The 26,952-nt window shown below is 48.7% G+C and carries 18 protein-coding genes and 1 tRNA gene; 6 read left to right on the forward strand and 13 right to left on the reverse strand.

The window, feature by feature from the left end; translation table 11 throughout:
* Positions 1-2 precede the first annotated feature (2 nt).
* Together aroC and prmB are read right to left on the reverse strand one after the other, a co-directional pair.
* Positions 3-1,088, reverse strand: coding sequence for a chorismate synthase (gene aroC / locus OGY33_RS12385; protein ID WP_003834825.1), 1,086 nt, complete (start codon positions 1,086-1,088; stop codon positions 3-5).
* 39 nt (positions 1,089-1,127) lie between these two features.
* Positions 1,128-2,060 carry a 50S ribosomal protein L3 N(5)-glutamine methyltransferase gene (prmB, locus tag OGY33_RS12390; protein ID WP_003028173.1) on the reverse strand — a complete coding sequence of 311 codons (933 nt, stop codon included), beginning with the start codon at positions 2,058-2,060 and terminating at the stop codon, positions 1,128-1,130.
* Between the two features lie 166 nt (positions 2,061-2,226).
* Between prmB and smrB the strand changes: the two genes are divergently transcribed.
* Complete coding sequence (smrB, locus tag OGY33_RS12395; RefSeq protein ID WP_191238262.1) at positions 2,227-2,778, forward strand: endonuclease SmrB; 552 nt, start codon at positions 2,227-2,229, stop codon at positions 2,776-2,778.
* 74 nt (positions 2,779-2,852) lie between these two features.
* On the opposite strand, the gene sixA is transcribed toward smrB, so the two are convergent.
* The 4 genes from sixA to OGY33_RS12415 form a co-directional block, all read right to left on the reverse strand.
* Positions 2,853-3,338 carry a phosphohistidine phosphatase SixA gene (gene sixA / locus OGY33_RS12400; RefSeq protein ID WP_003028179.1) on the reverse strand — a complete coding sequence of 162 codons (486 nt, stop codon included), beginning with the start codon at positions 3,336-3,338 and terminating at the stop codon, positions 2,853-2,855.
* A 208-nt stretch (positions 3,339-3,546) separates the two neighbouring features.
* Positions 3,547-5,694, reverse strand: coding sequence for a fatty acid oxidation complex subunit alpha FadJ (fadJ, locus tag OGY33_RS12405; protein ID WP_191238261.1), 2,148 nt, complete (start codon positions 5,692-5,694; stop codon positions 3,547-3,549).
* A complete protein-coding gene (gene fadI, locus OGY33_RS12410; protein WP_063940574.1) occupies positions 5,694-7,004 on the reverse strand; it encodes an acetyl-CoA C-acyltransferase FadI in 1,311 nt (436 codons plus the stop codon). The genes fadJ and fadI overlap by 1 nt, the downstream gene beginning before the upstream one ends.
* Positions 7,005-7,180: 176 nt before the next feature.
* Positions 7,181-7,465, reverse strand: coding sequence for a YfcZ/YiiS family protein (locus OGY33_RS12415; protein WP_003834838.1), 285 nt, complete (start codon positions 7,463-7,465; stop codon positions 7,181-7,183).
* A gap of 371 nt (positions 7,466-7,836) precedes the next feature.
* Here OGY33_RS12415 and fadL point away from each other — a divergent pair, with 371 nt between their 5' ends.
* Positions 7,837-9,168 carry a long-chain fatty acid transporter FadL gene (gene fadL / locus OGY33_RS12420; protein ID WP_048215843.1) on the forward strand — a complete coding sequence of 444 codons (1,332 nt, stop codon included), beginning with the start codon at positions 7,837-7,839 and terminating at the stop codon, positions 9,166-9,168.
* A gap of 59 nt (positions 9,169-9,227) precedes the next feature.
* On the opposite strand, the gene mlaA is transcribed toward fadL, so the two are convergent.
* Complete coding sequence (gene mlaA, locus OGY33_RS12425) at positions 9,228-9,983, reverse strand: phospholipid-binding lipoprotein MlaA (RefSeq protein WP_003028190.1); 756 nt, start codon at positions 9,981-9,983, stop codon at positions 9,228-9,230.
* 288 nt (positions 9,984-10,271) lie between these two features.
* Here mlaA and OGY33_RS12430 point away from each other — a divergent pair, with 288 nt between their 5' ends.
* Complete coding sequence (locus OGY33_RS12430; RefSeq protein WP_048215842.1) at positions 10,272-11,213, forward strand: formate/nitrite transporter family protein; 942 nt, start codon at positions 10,272-10,274, stop codon at positions 11,211-11,213.
* A 75-nt stretch (positions 11,214-11,288) separates the two neighbouring features.
* Positions 11,289-11,360: transfer RNA gene (locus OGY33_RS12435), tRNA-Arg, on the forward strand.
* 620 nt (positions 11,361-11,980) lie between these two features.
* Here OGY33_RS12435 and OGY33_RS12440 read toward each other — a convergent pair.
* Both OGY33_RS12440 and OGY33_RS12445 read right to left on the reverse strand, forming a co-directional pair.
* Complete coding sequence (locus OGY33_RS12440; RefSeq protein ID WP_191238260.1) at positions 11,981-12,676, reverse strand: hypothetical protein; 696 nt, start codon at positions 12,674-12,676, stop codon at positions 11,981-11,983.
* Positions 12,677-13,409: 733 nt separating this feature from the next.
* Positions 13,410-18,605 (reverse strand): autotransporter outer membrane beta-barrel domain-containing protein, encoded by a 5,196-nt coding sequence (locus OGY33_RS12445; protein WP_191238259.1) that lies wholly within the window; start codon positions 18,603-18,605, stop codon positions 13,410-13,412.
* A gap of 999 nt (positions 18,606-19,604) precedes the next feature.
* On the opposite strand from OGY33_RS12445, the gene OGY33_RS12450 reads away from it, so the two are divergent.
* Entirely contained in the window at positions 19,605-20,144 is a 540-nt protein-coding gene (locus tag OGY33_RS12450; protein ID WP_020996692.1) for a DUF2058 domain-containing protein, read from the forward strand.
* A 105-nt stretch (positions 20,145-20,249) separates the two neighbouring features.
* On the opposite strand, the gene pgtA is transcribed toward OGY33_RS12450, so the two are convergent.
* Genes pgtA through pgtC form a run of 3 tightly spaced genes read right to left on the reverse strand, consistent with a single transcriptional unit; the run spans position 20,250 to position 24,692 of the window.
* Positions 20,250-21,497, reverse strand: coding sequence for a two-component system response regulator PgtA (gene pgtA / locus OGY33_RS12455; protein WP_191238258.1), 1,248 nt, complete (start codon positions 21,495-21,497; stop codon positions 20,250-20,252).
* Positions 21,487-23,481 carry a two-component system sensor histidine kinase PgtB gene (gene pgtB / locus OGY33_RS12460; protein ID WP_191239009.1) on the reverse strand — a complete coding sequence of 665 codons (1,995 nt, stop codon included), beginning with the start codon at positions 23,479-23,481 and terminating at the stop codon, positions 21,487-21,489. The genes pgtA and pgtB overlap by 11 nt, the downstream gene beginning before the upstream one ends.
* A gap of 11 nt (positions 23,482-23,492) precedes the next feature.
* A complete protein-coding gene (gene pgtC / locus OGY33_RS12465; RefSeq protein WP_104021912.1) occupies positions 23,493-24,692 on the reverse strand; it encodes a phosphoglycerate transport regulator PgtC in 1,200 nt (399 codons plus the stop codon).
* 415 nt (positions 24,693-25,107) lie between these two features.
* Here pgtC and pgtP point away from each other — a divergent pair, with 415 nt between their 5' ends.
* Positions 25,108-26,499 (forward strand): phosphoglycerate transporter PgtP, encoded by a 1,392-nt coding sequence (gene pgtP / locus OGY33_RS12470; protein ID WP_191238257.1) that lies wholly within the window; start codon positions 25,108-25,110, stop codon positions 26,497-26,499.
* A 109-nt stretch (positions 26,500-26,608) separates the two neighbouring features.
* On the opposite strand, the gene OGY33_RS12475 is transcribed toward pgtP, so the two are convergent.
* A complete protein-coding gene (locus tag OGY33_RS12475) occupies positions 26,609-26,851 on the reverse strand; it encodes a DUF2545 family protein (RefSeq protein WP_008785383.1) in 243 nt (80 codons plus the stop codon).
* Positions 26,852-26,952: the final 101 nt, after the last annotated feature.

Raw genomic sequence — 26,952 nt, forward strand, 5'->3', positions numbered from 1 at the left:
TCTTACCAGCGTGGAATATCGGTCTTCACGTCCGCATTTTGCGCCCGCTGACGCAGCAGGTGATCCATCAATACGATCGCCAGCATCGCCTCGGCGATCGGTACGGCGCGGATCCCTACGCACGGATCGTGGCGACCTTTAGTGATCATTTCGACTTCTTCTCCAAAGCGGTTAATAGTGCGCCCAGGAACGGTAATACTGGACGTCGGTTTCAGCGCCATATGAGCAATGATTTGCTGCCCGCTGCTGATCCCGCCCAGAATGCCGCCCGCATGGTTACTCTGGAAACCTTCTTTGGTGATTTCGTCACGGTTCTGACTGCCGCGCAGCGCAACAACGTCAAATCCATCGCCAATCTCAACGCCCTTAACGGCGTTAATGCTCATCAGCGCATGGGCGATGTCAGCATCCAGGCGGTCGAATACAGGTTCGCCGAGACCCGCAGGTACACCGCGTGCAACAACGGTCACCTTCGCTCCGATTGAGTCACCTTCTTTCTTCAGCCCGCGCATCAGTTCGTCCAGCGCTTCGAGTTTATCCGGGTCCGGGCAAAAGAACGGGTTAAGTTCCACCTGGGACCAGTCTTTGATCTCCAGCGGAATATCACCCATCTGCGTCAGGCAGCCGCGGATCTCAACGCCGAATTTTTCCGCCAGATATTTTTTGGCTATCGCTCCGGCCGCCACGCGCATCGCCGTTTCACGTGCGGATGAACGTCCGCCGCCACGGTAGTCGCGCAGGCCATATTTTTGCTCATAGGTATAGTCGGCGTGTCCCGGACGAAAAACGTCCTTAATCGCGCCGTAATCCTGTGAACGCTGATCGGTATTTTCGATCAGCAGGCCAATGCTGGTGCCTGTGGTAACGCCCTCGAACACCCCGGAGAGGATTTTCACCTGATCCGGCTCACGACGCTGCGTAGTGTAGCGCGATGTGCCCGGACGACGTCTGTCGAGATCGTGCTGCAGGTCAGCTTCTGTCAGAGAAATGCCCGGCGGAACACCATCGACAATACAACCGAGCGCCAGCCCGTGTGATTCGCCGAAAGTGGTTACGCGAAAGAGTTGCCCAATTGTATTTCCTGCCATCACGGCTCCGTTATGCGTGTTGTGTATGTGCGCGTGTAATTAGTCTTTATAAATGCTGAAGTGCTCGCGAGCAGCAACTAACTGCTCTTTGGTCAGCATGAATACGCCGTCACCGCCGTTGTCGAACTCCAGCCAGGTGAACGGTACATCCGGATATTGCTCTATCAGATGTACCATGCTGTTTCCGACTTCACAAATCAGAATACCGTTATCTGACAGGTAGTCCGGGGCGTTCCCCAGAATGCGGCGGGTAAGTTTCAGCCCATCGCTGCCGGACGCCAGACCCAGTTCAGGTTCGTGACGATATTCGTTTGGCAGATCGGACATATCTTCTGCATCGACATACGGCGGGTTGGTCACAATCAGGTCATACTGGACTTTCAGCAGATCGCGGAACAGATCGGAACGGATCGGCGTGACGTGATGAATCAGGCCGTGTTCTTCAATATTGTGTTCGGTCACCGCCAGCGCGTCAGTGGAAATATCCACCGCATCCACTTCGGCTTCCGGGAAGGCATACGCGCAGGCAATGGCAATACAGCCGCTGCCGGTACACATATCGAGGATATGCTGCGGTTGCTCATTAATAAGGCCCGCAAAGCGGTTATTGATAAGCTCGCCAATCGGTGAACGCGGAACCAGCACGCGTTCATCAACATAAAACTCATGCCCGCAGAACCAGGCTTTGTTGGTCAGATAAGCAACCGGAATGCGCTCGTTGACGCGGCGAATCACGCGTTCAACAATACGATGACGCTCGCTGGAGGTCAGACGCGCGGTACGCATATCTTCTGGAATATCCAACGGCAAATAAAGTGACGGCAGCACCAGTTGTACGGCCTCGTCCCATGGGTTATCCGTGCCATGGCCATACCAGATGTTCGCCGCGCTAAAACGGCTGACCGCCCAACGCAACATGTCCTGAATGGTATGCAGTTCACTCACTGCTTCATCGACGAAAATTTTATCCACGTATTCCTCCAGGGCATGCTCGTATTAATTTCGGCGGCTAGTTTGCCACGAAGACGGCGATAAATCAGCATTCACACGGGGCCTGAACGCGAAAATTGCGTTTTAAGCGATCGGATGCCCGCCGAGTCGGGTTAAACTAACGGAAAATAAAAGTTGAGACTCTCGAATGAAAAAGAAAACATCGCTCAGCGAGGAGGATCAGACGCTGTTTCGCCAGCTGATGACCGGCACGCGTAAAATTAAGCAAGACACTATTGTTCACCGACCTCCACGTAAAAAAATTGCCGAGGTTCCGGTTAAAAGACTGCTACAGGAGCAGGCTGATGCCAGCCACTATTTCTCGGATGAGTTTCAGCCGCTGCTGAATACGGACGGCCCGGCAAGATACCTGCGCGCTGACGTCAGCCATTTCGAGCTGAAGAAAATGCGCCGTGGCGATTACTCTCCGGAGCTGTTTCTCGATCTGCATGGGCTGACCCAGCAACAGGCCAAACAAGAGTTAGGCGCGCTGATTGCCGCCTGTCGTCGTGAGCATGTGTTTTGCGCCTGCGTGATGCATGGCCACGGAAAGCATATTCTGAAACAGCAGACGCCGCTCTGGCTGGCCCAGCATCCGCACGTTATGGCCTTTCATCAGGCACCGAAAGAGTACGGTGGCGACGCCGCCCTGCTGGTGCTGATTGAAGTGGAAGAGTGGCTACCGCCCGAACTTCCGTGATGCAGAAAAACAAAAAGAGCCGCATTTGCGGCTCTTTGATTTTCCGGGTGGCGGCTGCGCCTTATCCGGCCTGTTTAAATCGCTTTTGCCATTTTCAGGTTACACGGGCTCATCTGCCAGTTAAAAGTACCCTTCCCGCTCTCATCAAGCGTAACGCTGGCAATCGCTGATGTGGTAAACATCGGCGGTGTTTCACCAGGGCAAAGCTCAGACACCAGATATCCCACTAAAGGCAAGTGAGAGATAACCAGTGCCGTGGCGATACCTTCATTGGCCAGAGCCTGTAAATAGGCGCTGACCAGACCGACATCGCCGCAGGGAGTCAGCTCCGGCAAAACATCCACACCGGTTGGCAGGTTCATACACTCCCCCACCACATCCAGCGTTTGTTCGGCTCGTAGGAACGGGCTCACCAGAACACGTTCGATATCCACTTTTTGACCTTTCAGCCAGTTCGCCATCAGGCGAGATTCGTCACAACCACAGGAGGTTAAGGGACGAACCGAATCACTGGCGGCATCGAGGGCCGCGTCGCCGTGACGCATGATAAAAACTTGCATATTGCACCGCTTTTGTTAACCAGAATCACCACTACCTTTATTCACAGCCCCTATTGGCTGTGGTAACGATATGGTGGCCGGCATTGTGCCTTATCCATTCACCGAATGAAACGCTGTTTTTTACCTCAACGGCGTAAGTATAGTCAATCTCTGTTTACATTTTGAGCGCGACCCATACATTCAGTGCGGACTCATCCTACCTTTGACCTCATGAATTCAGGTCAGTTTCCCCAATATTCCAGAATCTTTCACTGCGTTCCGCCATCTGCAATAACTGCTCACACGGTGTAAACCGCGAGCCGTACTGCGTGGTCAGCCGTTGCAGAACCGCAACCACTTCACCCGCGCCGAGAGAATCCATATACCGGAACGGGCCGCCGAGGAATGGCGGAAAACCAATACCAAATACAGCGCCGATGTCGCCATCACGTGCGCTGCGGACTATCTTCTCGTCGAAACAACGGGCTGCTTCATTGAGCATTAACATAACGCACCGCTCTGCTACCTGCGCGGCGGAAAGTCGGCCCTGACCCTGGACGCCAATAAGCGTATAAATTGCAGGGTCGACCTGTTTTTTGCTTTTACGCCCTTTCGCACCATAAAGATAGAAACCCCGACCATTTTTTCTACCTTTGCGATCGTCATTCAAAATTGAAGCAACAACATTTGCAGGCGCGCTAAAACGTTCTCCATATGCAGCCTCAAGCACTGGTATAATTTTAGTGCCCGTATCAATTCCAACCTCATCCAAAAGTTGGATTGGCCCAACTGGAAAACCAAACTTAACCAGCGCGGCGTCTATGGTTTCGACCCGCTCGCCTTCGGTCAACATACGAATCGCTTCGTTAATATAAGGCGCTAAAATGCGGTTAACGTAAAAGCCGGCCTTATCTCTCACCACTATCGGCGTTTTGCCCTGTTTTTTCGCTAACTTAACGGTAGTTGCAATCGTCTGCTCAGAGGTCGTGGCATGCGGGATCACTTCGACCAACGGCATTTTTTCCACCGGACTAAAAAAGTGTAAACCAATCACTTGTTCGGGCCTTGCAGCGTTCGCAGCAATATCGCCAATGGGCAAAGATGAGGTGTTAGAAGCAAAAATGGTATGAGGTGCGCAATTTTGCTCAACTTCTGCCACCATCCTTTGTTTTAGCGACAGATCTTCAAACACGGCTTCAATAATTAGATCGCGATGCGCAAAGCCACGGTAGTCGATCGTTCCCGAAATCAGCGCCAGTTGTTTATCGCGTTCGCTGGCTTTGATATGACGGCGGCGAACCTTCGTTTCAAGCTGATCCCAGCTGTACTTCAGCGCGTGGTTGATTCCCTTAGCGTTTATATCTTTGATGCGCACAGGCAAGCCGCCTTTACAGGCCGTCACGTAGGCAATACCCCCGCCCATCAGACCGCCCCCCAAAATACCTACGGTGTTTAGCGGGCCAGGTTTCGCATCACTTCCGGGATCTTTTTTCACATCGGTGTTGGCAAAAAAGATGTGCCGTAGCGCCTGAGACTGGGATGTCATCGCCAGTTCACCAAACGCACGGGCCTCAGCGTCGTAACCGCTACTGCTGCCTTGCGCTAGCCCGGTTTCTATAACCTCAAGGATACGTTCTGTTGCAGGGTAGTTACCTTGCGTTTTTTGCGCCGTCTTTTTACTGGCCATGCGGAACAACAGCGCCCGCCCCAGCGGCCCCGCCAACACTCGCTCTCTCACGGGCAGTGTTCGATGCGCAGAACTGTCCTTTTTAGCCAGTTCAACGGCCGCTTCCAGCAAAATGGAATGCGGTACAACTTCATCCACTAAACCAACTTTCAGCGCCTGTTTTGCGCGTAATTGTTTTCCGGTGAGGATCATATCCAGTGCGGTACTGACGCCAATCAGGCGCGGCAGCCGCTGCGTACCACCGGAGCCGGGCAACAAGCCAAGCTGTACTTCCGGTAAACCCAGAACGGTTTTAACATCATCGGTACAAATACGGTTGTGGCACGCCAGCGCCATCTCCAGGCCACCGCCGAGGCATGCGCCATGAATCGCGGCGATAACCGGGATCGGCAAGGCATTAATTTCCGCCATCATCTGCTGCCCCTGACGGGCCAGCGTTTCGGCTTCCTGCGCGCTGCGACAGCTACCAATCATGTTGATATCCGCCCCGGCAATGAAGTTATCGGGTTTAGCCGAAATAAACACCACGCCGCGCAATGCTTTGTTATCGCGGATTTGTTTCAGAATGGCCCGTACCTGGGAAGCAAACTCCGCTTTCAGGGTGTTCACTTTCTCTCCGGGCACATCAATGGTGACAACAGCAACGTTATCCAGACGTACGTTTAGTGTAAAAGCCGATGCCATTTCCATTATTCCGCCTCCAGAACCATGGCTGCACCCAAACCACCTGCTGCACAGGCGGTCACTAAACCAAAACCACCGCCACGACGTCGTAACTCATGGAGGGTTTGGGTAATCATGCGCGCACCGGTAGCTGCGAAGGGGTGTCCATAGGCAATCGATCCACCCAGCACGTTAAATTTACTGTCATCAACTTCGCCAGTGGCATGTGCTCTGCCCAGCACGTCGCGGGCAAAACGTTCGCTACCCAACAACTGAAGATTCGCCAGCGTTTGTGCGGCAAAAGCTTCATGCATGTCGATCAGCGTTAAATCTGCCATCGTCAGACCCGCTCTCTCCAGGGCTAGCGGCGTTGACCACGCTGGTCCCAGCAGCATGTCCTGCCAGACATCGATGGCGGTAAAAGCAAAACTACGCAGGTACCCCAGTGGCACCAGCCCCAGCTCTTTCGCACGCGACTCCGTCATCATGATCACGGCGGCTGCGCCGTCCGTTAGCGGGGTACTGTTTGCTGCGGTGACAGTGCCGTGCTTGCGGTCAAACGCTGGACGTAGTTTGGCGTAATCGGCCAGCGTAGAGTTACCGCGAATATTGTTATCTTCTGAAAAAGGATCTTTAAACGGTGGCGCGTAGGTAGTCATTACCTCATCTGCCAGCTTTCCTTCAGCCCACGCCTGAGCGGCACGCTGATGAGAGCGGTGCGCCAGAGCATCCTGCTGTTCTCGGGTAATACCATAGGTTTTGGCCATTTGCTCAGCCGTATCCCCCATACGCAAACCGGTGGAATACTCGGCGACGGCTGGCGGCACAGGCATCAGGTCACGTAAACGCAGTCGGGAAAAGAGTTTAAGGCGCTGACCGGTAGTCCGGGCCTTATTGACATCCACCAGCACCCGCGCCAGCTTTTTACTAACGCCAATAGGCAAGACTGACGAGGAGTCCGCACCACCCGCAATTCCCGCACGAATAGACCCCGCCATCAGGCTTTCCGCGACATTCGCCACTGCCTGAAAACTGGTCGCGCAGGCTCGGCTTACGCTATAGGCATCCGTATGCACATTCATGCCGGTTCCCAGCACGATTTCACGAGCAATATTTGGCGCTTCAGGCATTTGCACCACCTGACCAAAAACCAGTTGCTCAATCACATCAGCAGGTATTTCGCTGCGCGCCAGCAGCTCACCGACGACCATTTTTCCTAAATCAACGGCGGGAATGCCATGAAACGCGGTAGCCTGACGAGCAAATGGCGTACGCAACCCACTTACAATGGCAATACGGTCGCCCTGGCGGGTAACCAGCGGTAAAGCCTGACTCATAACACTCCCCTGTAAAAAATAAAATAAGTGGTCTGACCTGATCATAGTCTTAACCAATTTTTTACATTTAGCCAAGCGGAGAGAAAAGAAAGTGGGAGCTAAGACACAGTGAATAATCACTGACAGTTACGAAAAAGCCCTTGCTATCTGATAGCAAGGGCTTTTGCAGAGGGAGATTAACGCAGGCCCAGCTGGAAGATCAGCGTTTCAGCTTCACAGGCAAAAACAAAGTCGATATCCAGACGCACACCTTCTGACTCTTCAGTAAAGGTCGAGGTGATTTGGCAAGGCTCAGATTCCACGCCACGCGCCTTTTCGGTCAGTGCAGCCAGCGTTTCTTCTGCCTCTGCGCGGTTCGCGAACACACGGCTGTAGGACGCGGTGCAATCGGAGTTGTCCATGATGGTGCCAACATCCATACAGCAGCAAACCGGGGTTTCATCAGCACTGCATTTACTCATTGTAGATTTCCTCTGTATTCGCACCTGAGGTGCCAGATAAACGATAGGGATATTTTACGCTCCCATTATTCGCCTCTCCAGTCGTTAATTGTATGAAATGCGATAAGTGACCGAAATCACACTTAAAAATGATCTAAAACAAAAATCGCCCAAACAGGTGAGTGCGCACCCCCGCAATTTTGCCAGCTGGATCGCGTTTCTCCGATCAAATTTGAAAATATTTATAAACATACTTGCAACATTCCAGCTGGTCCGACCTATACTCACGCCACTGGTCTGATTTCTAAGTCGTACCTCAGACCCTACACTTCGCGCTCCTGTTACGGCATGTAACATTGTTTGTATAAAAATAAATCTATGAGGTTATGGTCATGAGCCAGAAAACCCTGTTTACAAAGTCTGCTCTCGCAGTCGCAGTGGCAATTATCTCCACACAGGCCTGGTCTGCAGGCTTTCAGTTAAACGAATTTTCTTCCTCTGGCCTTGGCCGGGCATATTCGGGTGAAGGCGCAATTGCAGATGATGCAGGTAACGCCAGTCGTAACCCGGCATTGATTATGATGTTTGATCGCCCTACTTTCTCAGCAGGTGCAATTTTCGTTGACCCGGATGTAGATATTTCCGGTCGCTCGCGTATTGGCAATGACGCCAGCCAGGATAATATCGCCCCAACAGCCTGGATACCGAACGTGCATTTTGTTGCTCCAATTAACGATCAGTTTGGTTGGGGGGCCTCCGTCACCTCTAACTACGGCCTGGCTACGGAGTTTAACAATGATTACACAGCTGGTTCGATGGGCGGGAAAACCGATCTGGAAACGCTCAATCTAAACCTGAGCGGTGCTTATCGCCTGAACAATCATTTTAGCTTCGGTCTCGGTTTAAACGCCGTCTATGCAAAAGCGAAGCTTGAACGCTATGCTGGCGATTTACCACAGCAGATCGTTGCAGGCTCCGGGGGCAGAATTCCTCCATCACTGGCCGCGCAATATCCGGCAGATACACAGATTGCGCGCCTGAAAGGTGACGAGTGGGGCTTCGGTTGGAATGCTGGCCTTCTTTATGAAGTAGATAAAGATAACCGCTACGGTTTCACCTACCGTTCTGAAGTAAAAATTGACTTCAACGGTGATTACCGCAGCAATCTGCCATCAATGGACCGTATTCCTGCGCAGTTGCGTCCGGTGTTCGCCAGCCTGCCAGCAGGAACCAACGGCAGCACGATCGATGGTTCACTTGATCTGAACCTGCCAGAAATGTGGGAGTTTTCAGGCTATAACCGCGTTGCACCACAGTGGGCGGTTCACTACAGCATGGCTTATACCAGCTGGAGTCAGTTCCAGGAGCTGAAAGCAAAAGGCAACAACGGCCAAACCTTGTTCTATAAAGAAGAAGGCTTCAAAGACTCCTATCGCATCGCGCTCGGTACTACCTATTACTATGATGATACCTGGACGTTCCGTACCGGTATCGCCTTTGATGATAGCCCGGTTCCGGCAAACCGTCGTTCCATCTCTATTCCGGATCAGGACCGCTTCTGGCTGAGCGCGGGTACAACCTACGCCTTTAATAAGGATGCATCGTTGGATGTTGGTATCTCTTATATGCACGGTCAGAAAGTGAAATTCGAAGAAGGCCCATACTCCTTTGAATCTGAAGGGAAAGCCTGGTTGTACGGTATGAACTTGAACTACGCATTCTGATTTTCTTCAGACGTAAAAAAGGTGAGCTTTTTAGCTCACCTTTTTATTTGCCCAATTCCTTACTCAGAATCGATCTCTTTTAAATCATCCTGAATATCTTTCGCGTTCGGGTTTTCTTCTGGTTTGAGTTTCCCGCCGTTCGCAATAAAGTCATGACGCTGGAAGTAAGCTTCACGCACCATGATGTAAGGATCGGAAGACTGACGCAGCAGACCATCAGAGTCGAGCAATTGCGCGCGAGTTTCAATCCCTTCAACCGTCCATTTGCCTATCGACAACGGCCAGGTCAGCCAGGACAGTACCGGATACAGCGTATCGACCATATCGCCGCCGTCATCACGCAGCGTGAAACTACCGTAGAACGGAAGCTGCATATACGGCCCGTAACCAACATCATAGTGGCCTAACGTACTGCCAAAGCGGTGTGGTTCAACGCGCTGCAACTTCGGATTAGCCATACCTGCCACATCGATAAAGCCGCCCATACCTAACAGGGTATTCAGGAAGAAACGGGTAAAGTGCACCATCCCCTGATAAGGATCGCCTTGCAGGAAATAGTTGACCATGACGGCCGGCTCTTCAAGGTTCCCCGTAAAGTTGCTTAAACCATTACGCGCCGGCTGCGGAACATAGTCACGCCAGGCAACAGCTACGGGTCTTACAACGTATGGATCTAAAACATTAAAGTTGAAGTTGTACATGGTGCGGTTGAACCCTTCAAATGGGTCCGAACGCCCCTGCTGTTCAGTACCGGAGCTCGCACACCCCACCAAAAGTGTGGTTCCCAGCGCAAGCGCCGACAGGCGAAGCTTCATAAGTGTCTCCCTGTGTTTTATGGCTATCGCTGATTGCCATCCATGACGGAACGATGACGTATCCGCCTGTTTAGATGTGAGCGATTGTAACAGCACGTCAAATGATGTCTATATACCCTGTCTTACTGATTTGATCATAGCCTGGTAATGCGCACTCCGCGGCGGTTCTATTCTAACTAACCCGATAAAAACAAACGTTACTATTTTTGCTATCTCAGACTTTCTCCCGCTGATTTTCAGACAAAAGCCGCTACGCTTTAGCAATACGTGCTTATTCAGGATTCGGCTATGAATGACATCAAGAAAGATAAGATTGATCGACACAGCGACGAACTCGAGGTGGAAAGCGATGAAAAGCTAACAGGGAAAAAGATAGAGCTTGATGAGGACAGACTCCCCTCCCGCGCCATGGCAATCCATGAACATATTCGCCAGGATGGGGAGAAAGAGATGGAGCGTGACGCGATGGCGCTACTGTGGTCAGCCATCGCAGCAGGACTGTCGATGGGCGCCTCGCTACTGGCAAAAGGGATTTTTCACGTACAGCTGGAAGGTGTGCCAGGGGGATTTTTACTCGAGAACCTCGGTTATACCTTCGGCTTTATTATTGTCATTATGGCCCGCCAGCAACTTTTTACCGAAAATACCGTCACCGCCGTACTGCCGGTGATGCAAAACCCTACCCTCGGCAATTTTGGCCTGTTGATGCGCCTGTGGAGCGTGGTTCTGCTGGGTAATATTATTGGCACCGGGGTTGCCGCATGGGCCTTTGAACATATGCCGATTTTTGATGAAGAGACCCGCGATGCTTTTGTCAAAATCGGCATGGATGTGATGAAAAATACGCCAACAGAGATGTTTTCCAACGCCATCATTTCCGGCTGGTTAATTGCCACCATGGTGTGGATGTTTCCCGCCGCCGGAGCGGCAAAAATTGTGGTCATTATTCTGATGACCTGGCTGATTGCGTTAGGTGATACCACGCATATCGTCGTCGGCTCGGTGGAAATTCTCTATTTGGTCTTTAATGGCACGCTGCACTGGAGTGATTTTTTCTGGCCCTTTGCGCTACCAACGCTCGCCGGGAATATCTGTGGCGGAACGTTTATTTTCGCGCTGATGAGCCATGCGCAGATCCGCAATGATATGAGCAACAAACGCAAGGAAGAAGCCCGGTTACAAGCAAAGCGTGATGAGCAAACGCAGAAAAACCAGAAAAAACAGGCCTGAATGGTGACTGTTTGAGCAGTCGGGCGGCTTGAGACTTACTCTTGCAAGTAAAAAAGGCTATACTCGTGCCGCTTCGTCCCCTTAGTTAAATGGATATAACGAGCCCCTCCTAAGGGCTAGTTGCAGGTTCGATTCCTGCAGGGGACATTTCTCAACAATTCACGCCCTCCCACAGCCATTCATTACCCTCCTGTAGAGTAAGCATCACTAACATAGAGTTCTCATATAATATTTTCAGCTACAGGAAATATGCGGCAATATTTCGGCATCACATTTCCCAACATATCCATAACAACCACATCAGCTTTTTGCGCCAGTAGGTATATACTTTAGATTAAGAACTTACAGGGCATGATTCGTTTCCAATATAAATATCACATAAACTATCAACAATCTTCTCACACTTTAAAAATAACTCCTGAGCAAATAATGTTGGTGTTAGATTTCTGGACTTTCGCTCAAACAAGACCTCTCTAAAATTCTCACAGAATCTACGTAACATTATACTTGCTGTCGCAACAGAGCATTTCAGAATTGTACTAACACTGCTCATCTTACGATACTTCATATAAACAACAAAAAATACCATAGTGTTAAGATCTATTTTTTTCAGTTTATGTATATCTTCAGCGTAGGGCATACATCACCTCATAATTTCTATAATGGCAGAAAAATAAGACAGTTAGCGTTAAGCAATAGTATTTGTTAATAGTCCCACTAATTTTTGAGCAAGTAGTTTGATGTTATAAACAGAGTTATAATTTTATTTACAACTCCAGTTTCTCAAGAATAATAGAGCGCTGGGTATAAAGTGTTTTAGTGCTGATACCAAAGCGGTTAGAAGCTGACCGAATACTTTCTCCAGACAGCAACACATCCATCGCCCGTAAATCACTATAGTTGAACTTATCAGTAATTCTACTACTTCTACTAAACATTCTTGCCAGAGATGCGATCTCATCAAAAATAAATACTGCCAGTAAGTCTCTTATCATATCAACTTTTAGCTCAACAAAAGAGCTAACAACTGCCAAAGAGGGGATATTATTTTTCTTTAAAAGATAGTGTATGAGTATTGCGTTGTTATAAATTTGTGGTTTCGTTTTGTTGACCAGTATCAGAATCTTGGTACGAGTAAACTCCTGATCATTTCTTCCCTCTTCATATCTCAAGAAATCAATAACATCATTGCCATACAGCCCACCCGATGCTGCATTAAAAATGATATAGTACTTATCTATATCCTCACAGAGGTTCTCACTCCACATTTTATAATCCGTAAAACAGGCAAATGAGAAAACCTGCAAGCAGCCATGAAATTCTGACAATATATATTCGCATGCAATTCTGCTATAAAAACAACCGTCTATAATAATAATTTTCATGCTTCTTATATCAGCAGAAAGATCATGCTGCACATTGCAGGTTCTATTTCCTACCCCCACTCTTGTTTTAATTTTCATTTACTTCTGGCCTCACGCTGCTTACTTATTAATGTTTTATATAGATTTAAAACAAACTATTACATATTGAATAGAAGAGCAATATTTGATTGCTACTGTAATTGTTTATGTATCCTAAACAATTAACCGAGGTCTTTTTTAATGGTTTGATCGACTTAAAAAAAATAGATATTTTACACTGATGTTACCTTATGAAATATATAATAAAACTCTGCACTTTTTCCCAGAAAGAGGTCTTTCCCTGTTTGGTAAAAAATTTGACAACCAAAAATAGCCGATGAAATGAGTAAAATTGCAACTATTTATAGTATGGATAATATCAAGTATTTTTAACATTCATATCACTTCACATCACCAAAAATTGATAAAAATCAAATTACACAGCTTTACTCAGTGATGGAAATAGCAATTAATCATTATTACTTCATTTTTTCGTAAAATTAAATATTCTATCTTTTTTTAAATACATTCACTCATTTTTGCGATCTGCATCACACTACCATTTCAAACGCATTAAAATTTATGAAATGTCGATACGAATTGGTATCACATACCTGGCATGTTTCGTGGTTTCAAACACTATAGAAGGATCGTCTACAAGGCGTTTCTGCCCTGACTGTACTTTTAGTTAGCGCTCTAAAAGAGCGCTACGTTGTAAAAAAGGTGGGGATAAGCTCAAGAAGTACTGAACGGAAAAGGGCCTCTTTATAAGCAGGCCCTAGGTTCAATTTGATCAGAAACTGTACTTCACTCCTACCATCGCGGAAGAGTCGCTGTATCCTTTGTCCCCAATCTGCACACCCACGCTCCCCCATAGATTTAGGCGTGAGTTAAGTTTGCCCTCAACACCTGTTTTGATTTCACCAATATTGCGGGCGCCGTCCTGGTACAGGTTCACTCCATCCATTCGCGTCCCAAAGTCCTGGGTATTATGTATCCAGTTCACTTCCACAAATGGCTGGAAGGTTCGGTTTTTACCGTCATCTATTTTGCTATGACCTTTAAGGTAAGTACGCAGACCAAGACGTGTCTGCAGATTACCGTCACCTTCCGAACTCACTCGTGTGCCGTTGCTTTCACGGTGGTCGTCTGCCTTGATCCCCATCCAGATAGCCTGAACTTGTGGCTGAATAAACCACTCATTCAACCCGCCCTTACTACCGGTGAATTCACCAAGTTTATGCGTGTACCCTGCTTCTAATGAAGCAGTAATGCCGCTTGAATCATAAGATTCTCCCTGAATATCCTGGCCGTTAACGTCATTGCTAAACCAACCGTACTGTGCCCAACTGTCCAGGTACATACCCTGTTTAGTCTCATCGTTCTGATACCAGGTGGCATAAAGCCCCGTACTGTAACCACTGACAGAACCTTGAGAATGGTAACCAGTAACATTCGAATGACTATTGCTGTTATCTTTGCCGTAACCTGCCATTACCCCAAGATGCAGGCGCTGCAGATCATCCGAGCTCCACTGCGCGATATCACCACCCAGTTGGATAACATAGCGGTTGCTTTGCGTGCTCATTTGACCACTGTTGTCTTTCCAACGGTTATGCCCACCAACCTGGCGTAACCACATACTGGTCACCTTCTTCTCTCCAGTCAGCACATCTGTATACTGAGGTTCTCCCAAACGGTCATGTAGTCGTGTGATAAACATTGTATTTGCCGCCGCCAGGTTGGCGGTATAACTGGCGGACTCAGGACGTACCACCGATATGCCTGGCTGTACCGGTGCATCAGGAGAACGTGGAGTAACAGGCGTCCCTGGATCCACAGGTAAGACGGGATCAACAGGTGTTTCTGGATCCACTGGCGGTGTCACGTACAAGCTGGTCAGGAACCAGTCACTGCCCTTTTTCACCAGACTATAATCATAAGCGCCCGCAACGATACGCCCTGATTTGGTGAATATGCCGTCAGATACCCCATTAACTTCTACTACACGAATACCTTCCACCGTCTGAGCGCCACCACCACCGACATTGTTCACCCTCATAAAGGTATTTCCGCTGGTATCGCCATTAACCACAATCTTGTCGGTGGCAGAAGCATCATCACCTAACACTGTATTCAGCACTACCGTGCCACCTTGACCGTGCCAGCTATTGGCTGTCAGGGTATGTCCTGTGTTCATTGGTAACGAGGACGGAGCTACGAAGTTGATGGTCCCTGCTAAATTGACAGCATCGACCACCGAGTCTGCAGTCATATTCCAGCTACTGCTCGTGTCAATACTAATGTCAGTTGGGTCGATCCAGCCAGTAAGCATGGCGCCATTGCGCAGAGATAATGCAGTATTGTCCTTACCGATGATATTACTCACCAACTGGGCACCGCCGTTACTACCATCCAGCACTAGTTCCCCACCCTCGATTTGAGTTTCACCAGTCCAGCCGGTATTACCGCTCAGCGTCAGCGTACCATCTCCTGTTTTTGTCAGACGACCTTTCGATGAACCATCAACAATATCACCGGTATATGTCGTGTTATCAGTGGCTGTCTCATTGTTTACAGTTAACATCGCACCATTCAGACGAACTTCGCCACCAGCCCCCCCCAAACGATTTGCCCGTTGGTTGTTGTTGTTTAGATCAAACACACCGCTATTGATAGTCAACTCGTCGCTACTGGCAAGACTATCCACGGTATCTGTACGTAATGCTCCACCGTTGAGTGTCGTTTTACCGGTATACGTATTGAGCGCAGACAGAATCAATAATCCTTCCCCTGTCTTGGTTAGACTTTTACCATCCCAACCGCTGGTAAAGCCCCCCGCAGGTAGAGTCTGGTCAGACAGCACAGTATCAACATTAAAGGCAGTCCCCTCATTAAGGGTAAAACTCCCCGTGCTCTTCGATTGTAAACCCTCATTCCAGGCTAACCGGAAGCTAAGGTTATAATCCTTATTATCTGTTGACAGATGGCCGTCATGTAACAAGTAATCAAGCCCTGTCTGAACCAGTGGGTTGTTGACAAAATCACCGGTGATGCCATTTGCAGTATGAATAAGGGTATAGGTATTGTTGGTGACCTCACTGGACCTGACCGGCTCTGTGGTATCGCTAAAACCATTGATGATGAGTTGACCATCAAGCGAGGAAGTGTCTGCCGTGATGTCTGGTGATGCTCCCAGCGTTACATTCAGTGTTGAATCCTTGGCCTGTGTAAATTTGTCTCCCACTACTAATGTCGAATTGTCCATACCAATTCTGGTCGTCGCGCCTGCATGAGTAGTGTACGACCCTGTGGTGGTGAAGGCCCCCACCTGATGAAACGCAAGTGTGCCACCTGTGACATTAACACTACCTACAGTATTACCAATACCACTGAGAATCTGGGTCAAGGATCCGGTCTTGGTCAAGGAGCCAACATTGGTAAATACGCCAGCAAAATTGGCATTGTCGATAAGGCTACCGTTATTGGTGGCATTATTGACGCCGATGGCGAGCGAACCATCAGACAAACTGGAACTAACGAGCCCCGACGAATCACCTTCAAGTGAACCAATAGTACTACCCACCGGATCAACGGAGAGTGTGCCGCCAGAGACGAGGAGAACACGGGAACCATTTGCATTTGTACCTGAGAGAGCGATTCGACTTCCCGTCCCTGTCGCCCACAATCCCGTCCCGCCGGTAGTCCCCTGGTTAAAGATAATCTGTCCGCTGCCTTCAGCCTTGGCTCCCCAGGTATCAGTTATTGAGGCACCACTGATATTGAGTGTCTGATTGTCTAATGTAATTCGACTACCAGTGCCATTAGCATCCAACATTGCCGACCCCGCTCCGCTAACCTGTATAGTAGGCAATACGTTTCCCGCAGAACCATCAAAGGTTTTTGTGGCGCCACCGGTTGTAGTGAAACCATGAGCATTTGTGCCTGAGGTGATAACACTCCCGCCATTCACATTGACCTGGGCGGCTCCGTGCTGGCGTATCCCATGGGCGCTATCGCCCGCGGTCCTGACTGACAGCGCATTGGTTAGCGCAATATTACTTCCATTTCCGTTGGCAAAAATACCAATAGCTCCCGCCCCCACAGTATCGATCGTCGTGCTGCCTGTACTGGTAATGGATCCTCCATAGTCAGCCTGCATTCCCACTGCGTTGCTATCTGTCGTTGCTACATCAGCATCAACAAGATTGATAACCGCATCGGTACCACTAGACCAGATACCTCTGCCCGAAGCGGTACGAATTATGGTAGTCCCGGTACTAATAACTTTTCCGCCATCAAATGCCGACAGACCAGCCGCATTATTGTTGCTGTTTTTATCCGTCGTCGTTACATTCAGATTGTTTACAGTCACTAAGGATCCAGAGTCAGCAGCATTCACACCAGATGCGTTGCTACCATTGGTCGTAAGCGTTGTATCCCCACTAATATTCACGCTGGCACCCTGTCGTGCCAAGAGGCCGATTGCGCCATAACCGCTGGTCGTTGCAGTAAGATTAGTCAGGTGGAGAGACGATCCCGCGTTGCGGGCAAAAACACCACTCGCGCTTGTGTTGGTGGTTGTGACTACGACGTTACCGTTGCTGGTAATTGCCCCTCCACTTTCAGCGAGTAGGCCATGAGTGAAGTATCCGGTATTGATGTTGTAATCACCCGCAGTTTGTACATGAACATCCCCACTACCGAGATTAATTGTTGATCCGGTTCCGTTCGCAAAAATGCCCATAGAACCTGCACCCGAAGCGCGAACCGTTGTATCACCTGTAATGTTAATGACGCCTTGATTGGATGCAGTCAAACTATATGCACTTTCCCCAGTGGTTGTCACATCTGTATTTGAAAGATTTAGCACACCGCCATTATTTGCTCTGATACCATGTCCGTTTGCGCCGCTGCTATGCACAGTTATTGTTCCGGTGCTATTAATCGTGCCGCCATATGCATACACGCCAGAAGCAGCACCGGAGGTTGTTATATCGACATTATTAAGATTGACAACTCCGTCGAGTTGCGTGTGAATACCATGCGCTCTTGTGCCGGATGTATTAATTGTTGTCAGTCCGGTTGCAGTAATCACACTGCCACTATAAATAGCATATATCCCTGTCGAATCATTTCCTGTAGTGGTCAACCGAGCGTCTGTCAGGTTAATAGCACTGCCTTGTTGAGCAAGAACGGCATGGGATGTCGTACCTGAAGTATTGATATCTACCATGCCAGTACTCGAAATAGCACTCCCTGCTTCCTGAGCACTAAGCCCAACAGATCCATCGCCTTCGGTTGTGATATCAGCACCCGCAATATTGACCGCGCCTCCGGTTTCAGCGTTTACCCCCGTACTACTATCAAGCTTCGTGTGGATAATTGTCGCGCCGGTGGTCGTAATAGTACTGTTAGCCCCCAGAGAGGATAAACCAGGAGATCGGCTACCCTCGGTCGTAATATCACTATCGACCAGATAGATATTACCACCGTTTGACGCAATAACACCTGAACTGGAAAGCGCTTTCGTAAGGATTGTCGTTTTCCCAAGACCTGTAATAGTGCTATTCTGGTTTTGAGCATATAAACCGTATGCGCTTAATCCGTTAGTTGCTATATCAACATTTAAAAAATTAAAAATACCACCATTTCTGGCTACAGCACCGGAACCATTATTTCCGTCAGTCAAAATAATCAGATCATTGGATGAGGAAATTGTAATTCCTGCATCTGCAGAAACCCCGGGAGAATCAGTGGTAGTAATAGTACTGGTCTCTCCTGCCGGAAACGCAAAGTCACCTGAGACTGTCGAACTGTAATCTGCAGCATGTGCCGAGAAAACACCAAGGCCAATACAAAGACCAACCGTTGAAGTTATTGCTCGCACTGCCGAGCTTTTTTGTTTGCCACATGATGTTGCAAGTTCTGATACCACTACCCAGCTTTGAGTGACCGCACTCCATATAATGCGATATACTGTATTCACTTTATAACCCCTAAAATATTCAATGTATTGTTATAGTTATGCCCGTAATAAACCTCATGCCATAAATCACTGACATAGCTTATTCGTCATAAAGCGTAAAACGTATTCAGATGTAAACCCAAATTGCCAATAGGCTCATTCAGATTATATGAAGAATATAAACAGACTTTGAAAGGATCATTTACTTCCGCTTTGGCTAATTCACTTAAAAAATAAACCACCATCTATTGCCTATTACTACTAGCAACTACTCTTAAAACGAAAGCAATCTTCCAACACCCCCAATAACTTACAATTAGCAATATCATTTACACATAGTAATACACTAAAAAACAAAACAATCAAAATTTGAAGCCCAATATAAAAGGTAGGAAGTTCATTAGCGAAACTAATATTCATATTTTTAATAATTGAATTGACATCATCCCCACAAACGCTATTCATAACTCATCAGATTGATTTAATTAAAAATATCACCTTCCTTTAACGAGATACAAAGCAATACTAAAAAAAACCAAAAACACTTACATCATACCAATTTGACATTCCAGAATAATGAAATTGTTTATAATTGCAAAACACTTAACTTGAGCTAATCATTGACATGCTCGCAATGTCATTTATCATGATCCATATCAATTTAAAGGTTAATGAATTTAAAAAACACAGCATATAAGTGTTCATGAATTAATTATTCAGATCTTTAAAACAATTAAAAATATTCGTTAATGATAAGCAAAAAATGTGACTTGAATCACAATTTATTTTATCGCAAAAATGGGGCTGTTTGCCTTAAAAATCCCCTCCCTAATACAGGGATAACGAAAATACAGAACATACACTTCTTCACACTCCATTTTTCTTCTCCTTCTTCCGAGCACGCCATTAACCAGCACCCAAGGCTTTATCACGATGCTTAGAGTCAGAGCCATCATTCTGGCGTCCCGCCGAACGTTAAGGTTATAATCCTTACAACGATTTTTTGGATTAGAAGCGACAATGACAAAACTTACCCTACAAGAACAGATGCTTAAAGCAGGTCTGGTCAGCAGCAAAAAAATGGCGAAAGTGCAGAGAACGGCGAAAAAATCGCGCGTTCAGGCTCGTGAAGCCAGAGAAGCGGTTGAAGAAAATAAAAAAGCACAGGTCGAGCGTGATAAGCAGCTCAGCGAACAGCAGAAGCAGGCCGCATTGTCTAAAGAATACAAAGCGCAGATCAAGCAGCTGATCGAGATGAACAAAATCACCATTTCCCGTGGCGATATTGGTTACAACTTTACTGACAATAACCTGATCAAAAAAGTTTATGTTGATAAGGTAACCCAGTCTCAGTTGATCAAGGGCCGTCTGGCCATTGCCCGCCTGACTGCTGAAAGCAGCAGCGAGAGCGAATACGCCATTATCCCGGCTGTTGTCGCCGACAAGATTGCCCAGCGCGATGCAAGCTATATTGTTCTCAATTGCGAACTGAGCCAGGAAGCGAAGGACGAAGACGATCCGTATGCTGATTTTGTCATTCCTGACGATTTGATGTGGTAAGAAAAACACCCCGATAATCACCCAGAGTTCCGTCGCGTATTTCGGTGAACGCTAGCGCCGTCACCGAAATACCGTCAACCGTTATTCTTCCCCACATGCCATCTGCTAAAACTTATAGTGTTCCTTGCTCAGTCCGTATTTTCTCATGCGCAAATACAGTTTCTTACGCGGAATTTGTAAATACTCCGCCACTTCATTAATACGTCCCTGATGAATATTAAGCGCTTCGGTAATGATCTGTCGCTCGTACTCGTCGACACGACGATCGAGCGGTGTCGGTTCGGGCAAATGTAGCTGTGGATTCGCGGTTTCAGCCAGTGGCAATAACCCAACGGCAAAAAGCTCGGCGGCATTGGCCAGCTCCCGAACATTGCTTAACCACACGCGACGCCGCATTCCTTTTAGTAATTCCCCGTCAACCTCGGGCACCGGATGGTTCAGACGCAGACAGGCTTTCTGCAGATAATGGCGAAACAGCGGCTCAATATCATCCGGGCGCTGAGACAACGGCTGACAAGCGATTTGCGTCATCGCGAAACAGTAATAAAGTTCGGCCACAATCTGGTTGGTTGCCGCCAGTTCCACCAACGAAGTGGCGCCAATACCAATTAAGCGAAACGGACGCCGCTCCTGGCTTTGCAAATGCACCAGCTGGTGCTGCTGTTCGCGCGTCAGGCACTCAATATGGCTCAGGACCAGCGTTCCCCCTTGCGCCAGGGCAATAAGGTCATTGAGTTGCCCCGCATTCTCTAACGTCAATTCCCCGCGGATAAACGGTCCTTCAGCGCTGCGCCCAAGTTGATGCAAATAACGAGCTCCGGTCATACGCCCCGTTCCCGGCTCGCCATAAAACCAGACGGCAATATCCGTTTCAGCCAGTTGCCGTAAGCGCTGGCGGTACTGATTAACCCAGTCACTGTAGCCGACCAGTTCAACCTGGAGCTTTTGCTGGCAATAGTGACGACGTGCAATCACAGATTTTCTCTGACGCAACGCGTCCTCTACCAACACCAGCAGTTTGCCTGGATCAACCGGTTTTTGCAGAAAATCCCACGCACCTTTCTTCACCGCGTCCACCGCCATCGGGACATCGCCATGTCCGGTGATCAACAGGATCGGAAGCTGATTGTCATCCTGATGAAACAACGTCATCAGGTCGATTCCATTACAGCCAGGCATACACACGTCGCTCAGGACAATCCCTGGCCAGTCGGCCTGCAGCCAATTTCGGGCATCAAAAGGGTTACTGCATGCGAATACATGATATCCCTCCTGTTCAAGCAACAGGGTGTAAGCGTCAAGAACATCGGCATCATCATCAATAAGCAGAACAGAATATTCATCACTCAACATCGTTTACATCCGTCAGATTAAATTGCAGAACGACGCAGGCATTGCGCCCTGGTGTCGACGCCAGGCGCAGTTCGCCGTTCATTTGCATCATTAACGATACACAAATCGATAAGCCAATACCGAGGCCAACATCCTTACTGGTGGTAAACGGTTTTAACAGTGATGGTAATAATGCTCCAGGCCAACCGGGGCCGTTATCGCTGATAAATACGCACAACCGGCTGCCTTCGGTCTGCCAGTGAACCTCTATTTTCGCCGCAACCGGACAGGCATCCAGCGCATTTGCCAGGACGTTTACCAGCACCTGCTGAATACGCACTTCATCACCGGCCACCCACACGCCCCGGTCTGGGAGCGTCAGCGTACCCTGCTGTGGCTTGTGTCGCATGGCCAACAGTTCCCAGGCAGCGTTGAACGTTTGTCGGAGATCGACCGGATGCAGAGGCGTGCCAGGCTCGGCCCGGCGCGCAAACTGACGCAGTGAACGGATAATGGCATCGATGCGAGTAATCAGCCCCTCCGCTTTGGTTAATGTGCTTCTGGCCTGAGCGGGTTGCCCCTGTTCGATTGCCCTCCCTGCCGTAAACAGGTACATCGACAGCGCATTCAGCGGTTGATTAATCTCGTGCGCCAGCGTGGTCATAGTCTGGCCGACCACCGCCAGTTTTGCCGTCTGGATCAGCTCATCCTGCGTTGCACGAAGATCGGATTCAATCTCCTTGCGTTCGGTCACTTCCTGCTCCAGCTGATTTTTTTGCGCACTCAACTGGCCCAGGGTATGACGCAGCAAGCCTGCAATACGCCCCAACTCATCGCGTCCATATACCGGGATAGAGGCATCCGTTCTGCCAAGACCAATTTGCACCACGGCCTGGTTGAGCGCAGTAAAACGCTTCACCAGACGCGAGCGAATGAAGTAGTGGTTAAGCCCCCAGGCGAGAAGTAGCGCCAGCAGCGTCGCCAGCAGGATAAGTCCACCGCTGACGCGAACAATTTGTTCCAGCCGCTGGTTAAACGTCTGCATTTGCTGATGGCTACTCCCCAGTTGCGCTTCCAGCAGCGTTCGAAAGCGCCCAAGCGTAGCCTCTCTGGCATGGTTGGCATCAACCAGCGCTTTTTGCGCTGCAACATAATCGCGCATCGTATCGGGCATTTTATTTTTCATCATCCCGATTTCCAGCAGCTCATCGATAGTTTGTCGCAGTGTGATAGTGCTGGGCCAGTCATCGAGGGTGCGGATATTTTCATCCGCCGTTTTCTTCAGATTTTCCAGGTAGCGGATGTGATTCTCCACCAGCATGCCATCGTCGCTACCCGATTTCAGTTCATTGAGTCTGTCGCGTAAATCATCAACGATCTGGTTTTCAATTCTTGCCAGGGTGTAGACCTGCTGCTGCTCGTTTTGCACCTCTCGGGCACGTTTGAGATACAGCGCCGCATCACCATTTTTGGCCTCGATTTGATCCAGCAACGTCCCCTGCTGCCAGGTAAAATCCTGCACCAGTGAATTCAGCTCAGTAGTAAAATCATCATGTAGCCAATCAATGCGCGCGGAAAGTTCGCTCACTTTTTCGCGGACAAGGAACATGTTGTAGAGCACCCGGTCCAGTTCCGCCATCAGCGCCCGGCTGTCCTGCAAAATCACCGCCAGTTGCTGCTGTTCTGCTGGTTGCAACCCCCTGCTCAGCACTTCGATTTTATCCAGATGCGAGATTATCTGATTGCGCAGTTGCAGCCTAACCGTCGTATTGGGAGCCAGCAGGAATTCATTCAGCTGGTCCACAACCAGATTGAGATTCCCTTCAATCAAAAAAGCGGAATGCACGCGCGGGAAGTAATCATCAAGCGAATAGCGTATCTGCGAGCTCTGCTCATGCCAGGAGTATAAACTGACGCAGCTTACGCTCAACGTCAGTAATGCGCCCGTTAGAAAGGCTCCCCGCAGGCTGCTGCTGATGCTGAGTTGGCGAAGGCGTTGCAGTATCGATCCACCTTTCATTTTAATTCTTCCAGTTTTGATATCGCCTGACGCTGGTTTTTAAGAAACCAGAGCTGCCACTCCATCATCTGCTGTTCGGCAACGCTTTTATTATCAAACTGCGCAAGCCAGGCTTCATCTTCACTACTTTTGGCATCTATCGGAACGCTGGTCAGTAAGGCTCTGATTTCGGGTAGCGGGCGTTTCAGGCGTGCTTCCGCACTGTATAGTGCCCGCCATGCATCCTTCAGTTGCGCAAGACGAAAACTGATGGCGGTATCAAACATCCGCTGCACTAACTGTTGTCGCTTAAGGATCAGCCGATAATTAAGCGGAGGCTGGTTCATTAAAATAGCCTGCTGAGCAGCGCGGGGATTATCAGATGCGAGCTGCGTTACCGGATATTTCCCCGTATTCGCATCAGCAAGGATCCGCTGTCCCTCCGGGCTTAACAAATAGCGGATAAAACGACGCGCTTCATTGGGGTGCTGGCTGTTCTTGAGAACAGCAACATAGGTTGGCGATACCGCCGAGCGTGGAAAATAGGTAAAAGTCAGGTGAGGATCGTTAAGCAACAGGTTGGCATAATTATCAATGACCGGCCCCGCCACGCCCAGGCCACTCTTAATTTTGTCGGCTACGCCAAAACTGCGTGATGAAATCGTCACCAGATTTCCAGCACTCGCCAGCAGCGTCGCCCACCCCGCTTCCCACCCTTTTTGCTGTAGCAATGACTCAACCATCAGATGGTTGGTATCCGAACGCGATGGGCTACTCATCAACAGTGCGTTCTGATATTTGGGCAGCGTTAAATCCCCCCAGTCGGCAGGAGGCGACAGATGTCGTGCCACCAGCGCAGAACGATTAATCAACAGACCAAAACCAGATATCGCCACTGCCACGGAGGTCGAACGGATAGAGTCTGGCACCAGCCGCTGGCTTTCCGGCAACGCATTTTCGAAGGGCGCCAGCTTCTGATGCTCCTGCAGATGCTGTAACAGCATAGGGGATGAGGTCAAAATCAGATCAACATTTTCCGCATTCGCAGTATCCAGCAGTTGCTCCAATGAACTGCTGGTCCGGTTTAACGTGCGAATCATCACCGACCCCGGTTCAGTCTGCCAACGCTGAATAATCCAGGCCGTTGCCCCAGGGGAAAAGGTTGTCGCCATTACCAGCTCTTTACCCTGCGCCAGGCAACTCACCGACAACGACATAAAACAGAGCGAGAACGCCCAACAACGCCCCCGGCCCAAAAGTCTGTTTGTGATCCCGTTCATAAATACCAACATATGCAAAAAAAAATATTGAGACAAAACTTACCCGTTTATCACCGACTGGGGGAAGAATAAGGTTATTCGTAGAATAACCAAACGGAAAGTGACGACATCGGTAAAGAATACCCGAAAATGCAGTCTGAATTTGTTAATATCCGCACACGCCGATGATAAAAGCGTCCGTAAAAGAATAGAATTGAAAAGCCATTATTTAAAAAGAGTCAAAACAAGCCACACCATCCAAAAATTGAGTCAATAGTGACACATTTCATCTATTTGAATTTCTCTCCCGCCTATTTCACTCTTCACTACGAAAAATCCTGATATTCACATCAATATAAATTTAGGTGATGATATGTTATCCATATTTAAGGCAGGGCCTTCAGCAAATAAAGTCCCGGCGGAGAAAGTCCAGGAAACTTATGGCCGATACCGCATTCAAGCATTACTCAGCGTATTTCTTGGCTATCTTGCGTACTATATTGTGCGTAATAACTTCACGCTCTCAACACCGTACCTGAAAGAACATCTGGATCTCAGTGCCACGCAAATTGGTCTACTCAGCAGTTGTATGCTTATTGCCTATGGGATCAGTAAAGGCATTATGAGTAGTCTGGCAGACAAGGCCAGCCCTAAGGTCTTTATGGCATGCGGCCTGGTTCTGTGCGCCATCGTAAACGTCGGTTTAGGATTCAGTACCGGATTCTGGATTTTTGCCGCTCTGGTCGTTTTCAACGGTTTGTTCCAGGGTATGGGTGTTGGCCCTTCATTTATTACTATTGCCAACTGGTTTCCGCGTAAAGAACGTGGACGCGTCGGCGCATTCTGGAATATTTCTCACAACGTTGGCGGTGGTATTGTCGCTCCGATTGTTGGTGCCGCCTTTGCCATTTTAGGGAGCGAGCACTGGCAAAGCGCCAGCTATATTGTCCCGGCCGGTGTTGCCGTACTGTTTGCTTTTATTGTGCTGATGCTGGGGAAAGGTTCACCGCGCCAGGAAGGCTTACCGGCTCTGGAACAAATGATGCCGGAAGAAAAAGTAGTATTAAATTCCCGACACGCTGTCCAGGCACCAGAAAATATGAGTGCCTTCCAGATTTTCTGCACCTATGTGCTGCGTAATAAGAATGCCTGGTATGTTTCACTGGTAGATGTCTTCGTCTATATGGTGCGTTTTGGCATGATTAGCTGGTTGCCTATTTATCTGTTAACCGAAAAACATTTCTCGAAAGAGCAAATGAGCATCGCTTTTCTGTTTTTTGAATGGGCGGCAATCCCTTCCACATTACTGGCGGGCTGGCTTACCGATAAACTGTTTAAAGGCCGTCGCATGCCGCTGGCCATGATTTGTATGGCGCTGATTTTCGTCTGTTTGATCGGCTACTGGAAAAGTGAATCCCTGCTGATGGTCACTATTTTTGCCGCCATTGTGGGTTGCCTGATCTATGTTCCACAGTTCCTCGCTTCTGTTCAGACGATGGAAATCGTTCCCAGCTTCGCAGTAGGTTCTGCAGTAGGACTGCGCGGATTTATGAGCTACATTTTTGGCGCATCGCTGGGCACCAGTCTGTTTGGCGTAATGGTCGACAAAATGGGGTGGCACGGCGGCTTCTATCTGCTGATGGGGGGTATTGTTTGCTGCATCCTGTTCTGCTACCTCTCTCATCGCGGTGCGTTGGAACTTGAGCAACAGCGAAAAAATGCTCAGCAAGAGGAAACATCACTCCAGTTGGCGGATGCCCGGTAATTCATTTCGGTCTCACAAAAAAGTGCCAGCGATGCTGGCACTTCAATAAACTCAGATAAATAATAAATAACTCAAAGTGATAATTTATTGCTAAACGTAACATTGCAAATTATTGCTTACCATCCGCGACCATAAAGCGAATGATCAAACCACATGTCGGAGCAAGAAACAGGAATAATCCAGTTACCATTTCGTTACCATTGGTCAGCCGCATAGTAAAAACGTAAATTAATGCCGTAAGGATGGCCATGCCGAGAAAAGCGCTAATTGACGCCGCAGCGCCTATAACCTGCCAGATATAGCAACTGACGCACAGAATGCTCAGTATGAGAAAGGTCCAGAAATAGAGCATAGCGATACCTCCTGTCTGCCGTAAACTTAACGTAAGTCCTTACACTCCCTTAACTTTATATTCTAAGACAATTCCTATCCGCATGCAATTTGAGCAACATT

This window comes from Citrobacter sp. Cpo032, from assembly GCF_030332975.1.
GTDB lineage: Bacteria > Pseudomonadota > Gammaproteobacteria > Enterobacterales > Enterobacteriaceae > Citrobacter > Citrobacter portucalensis.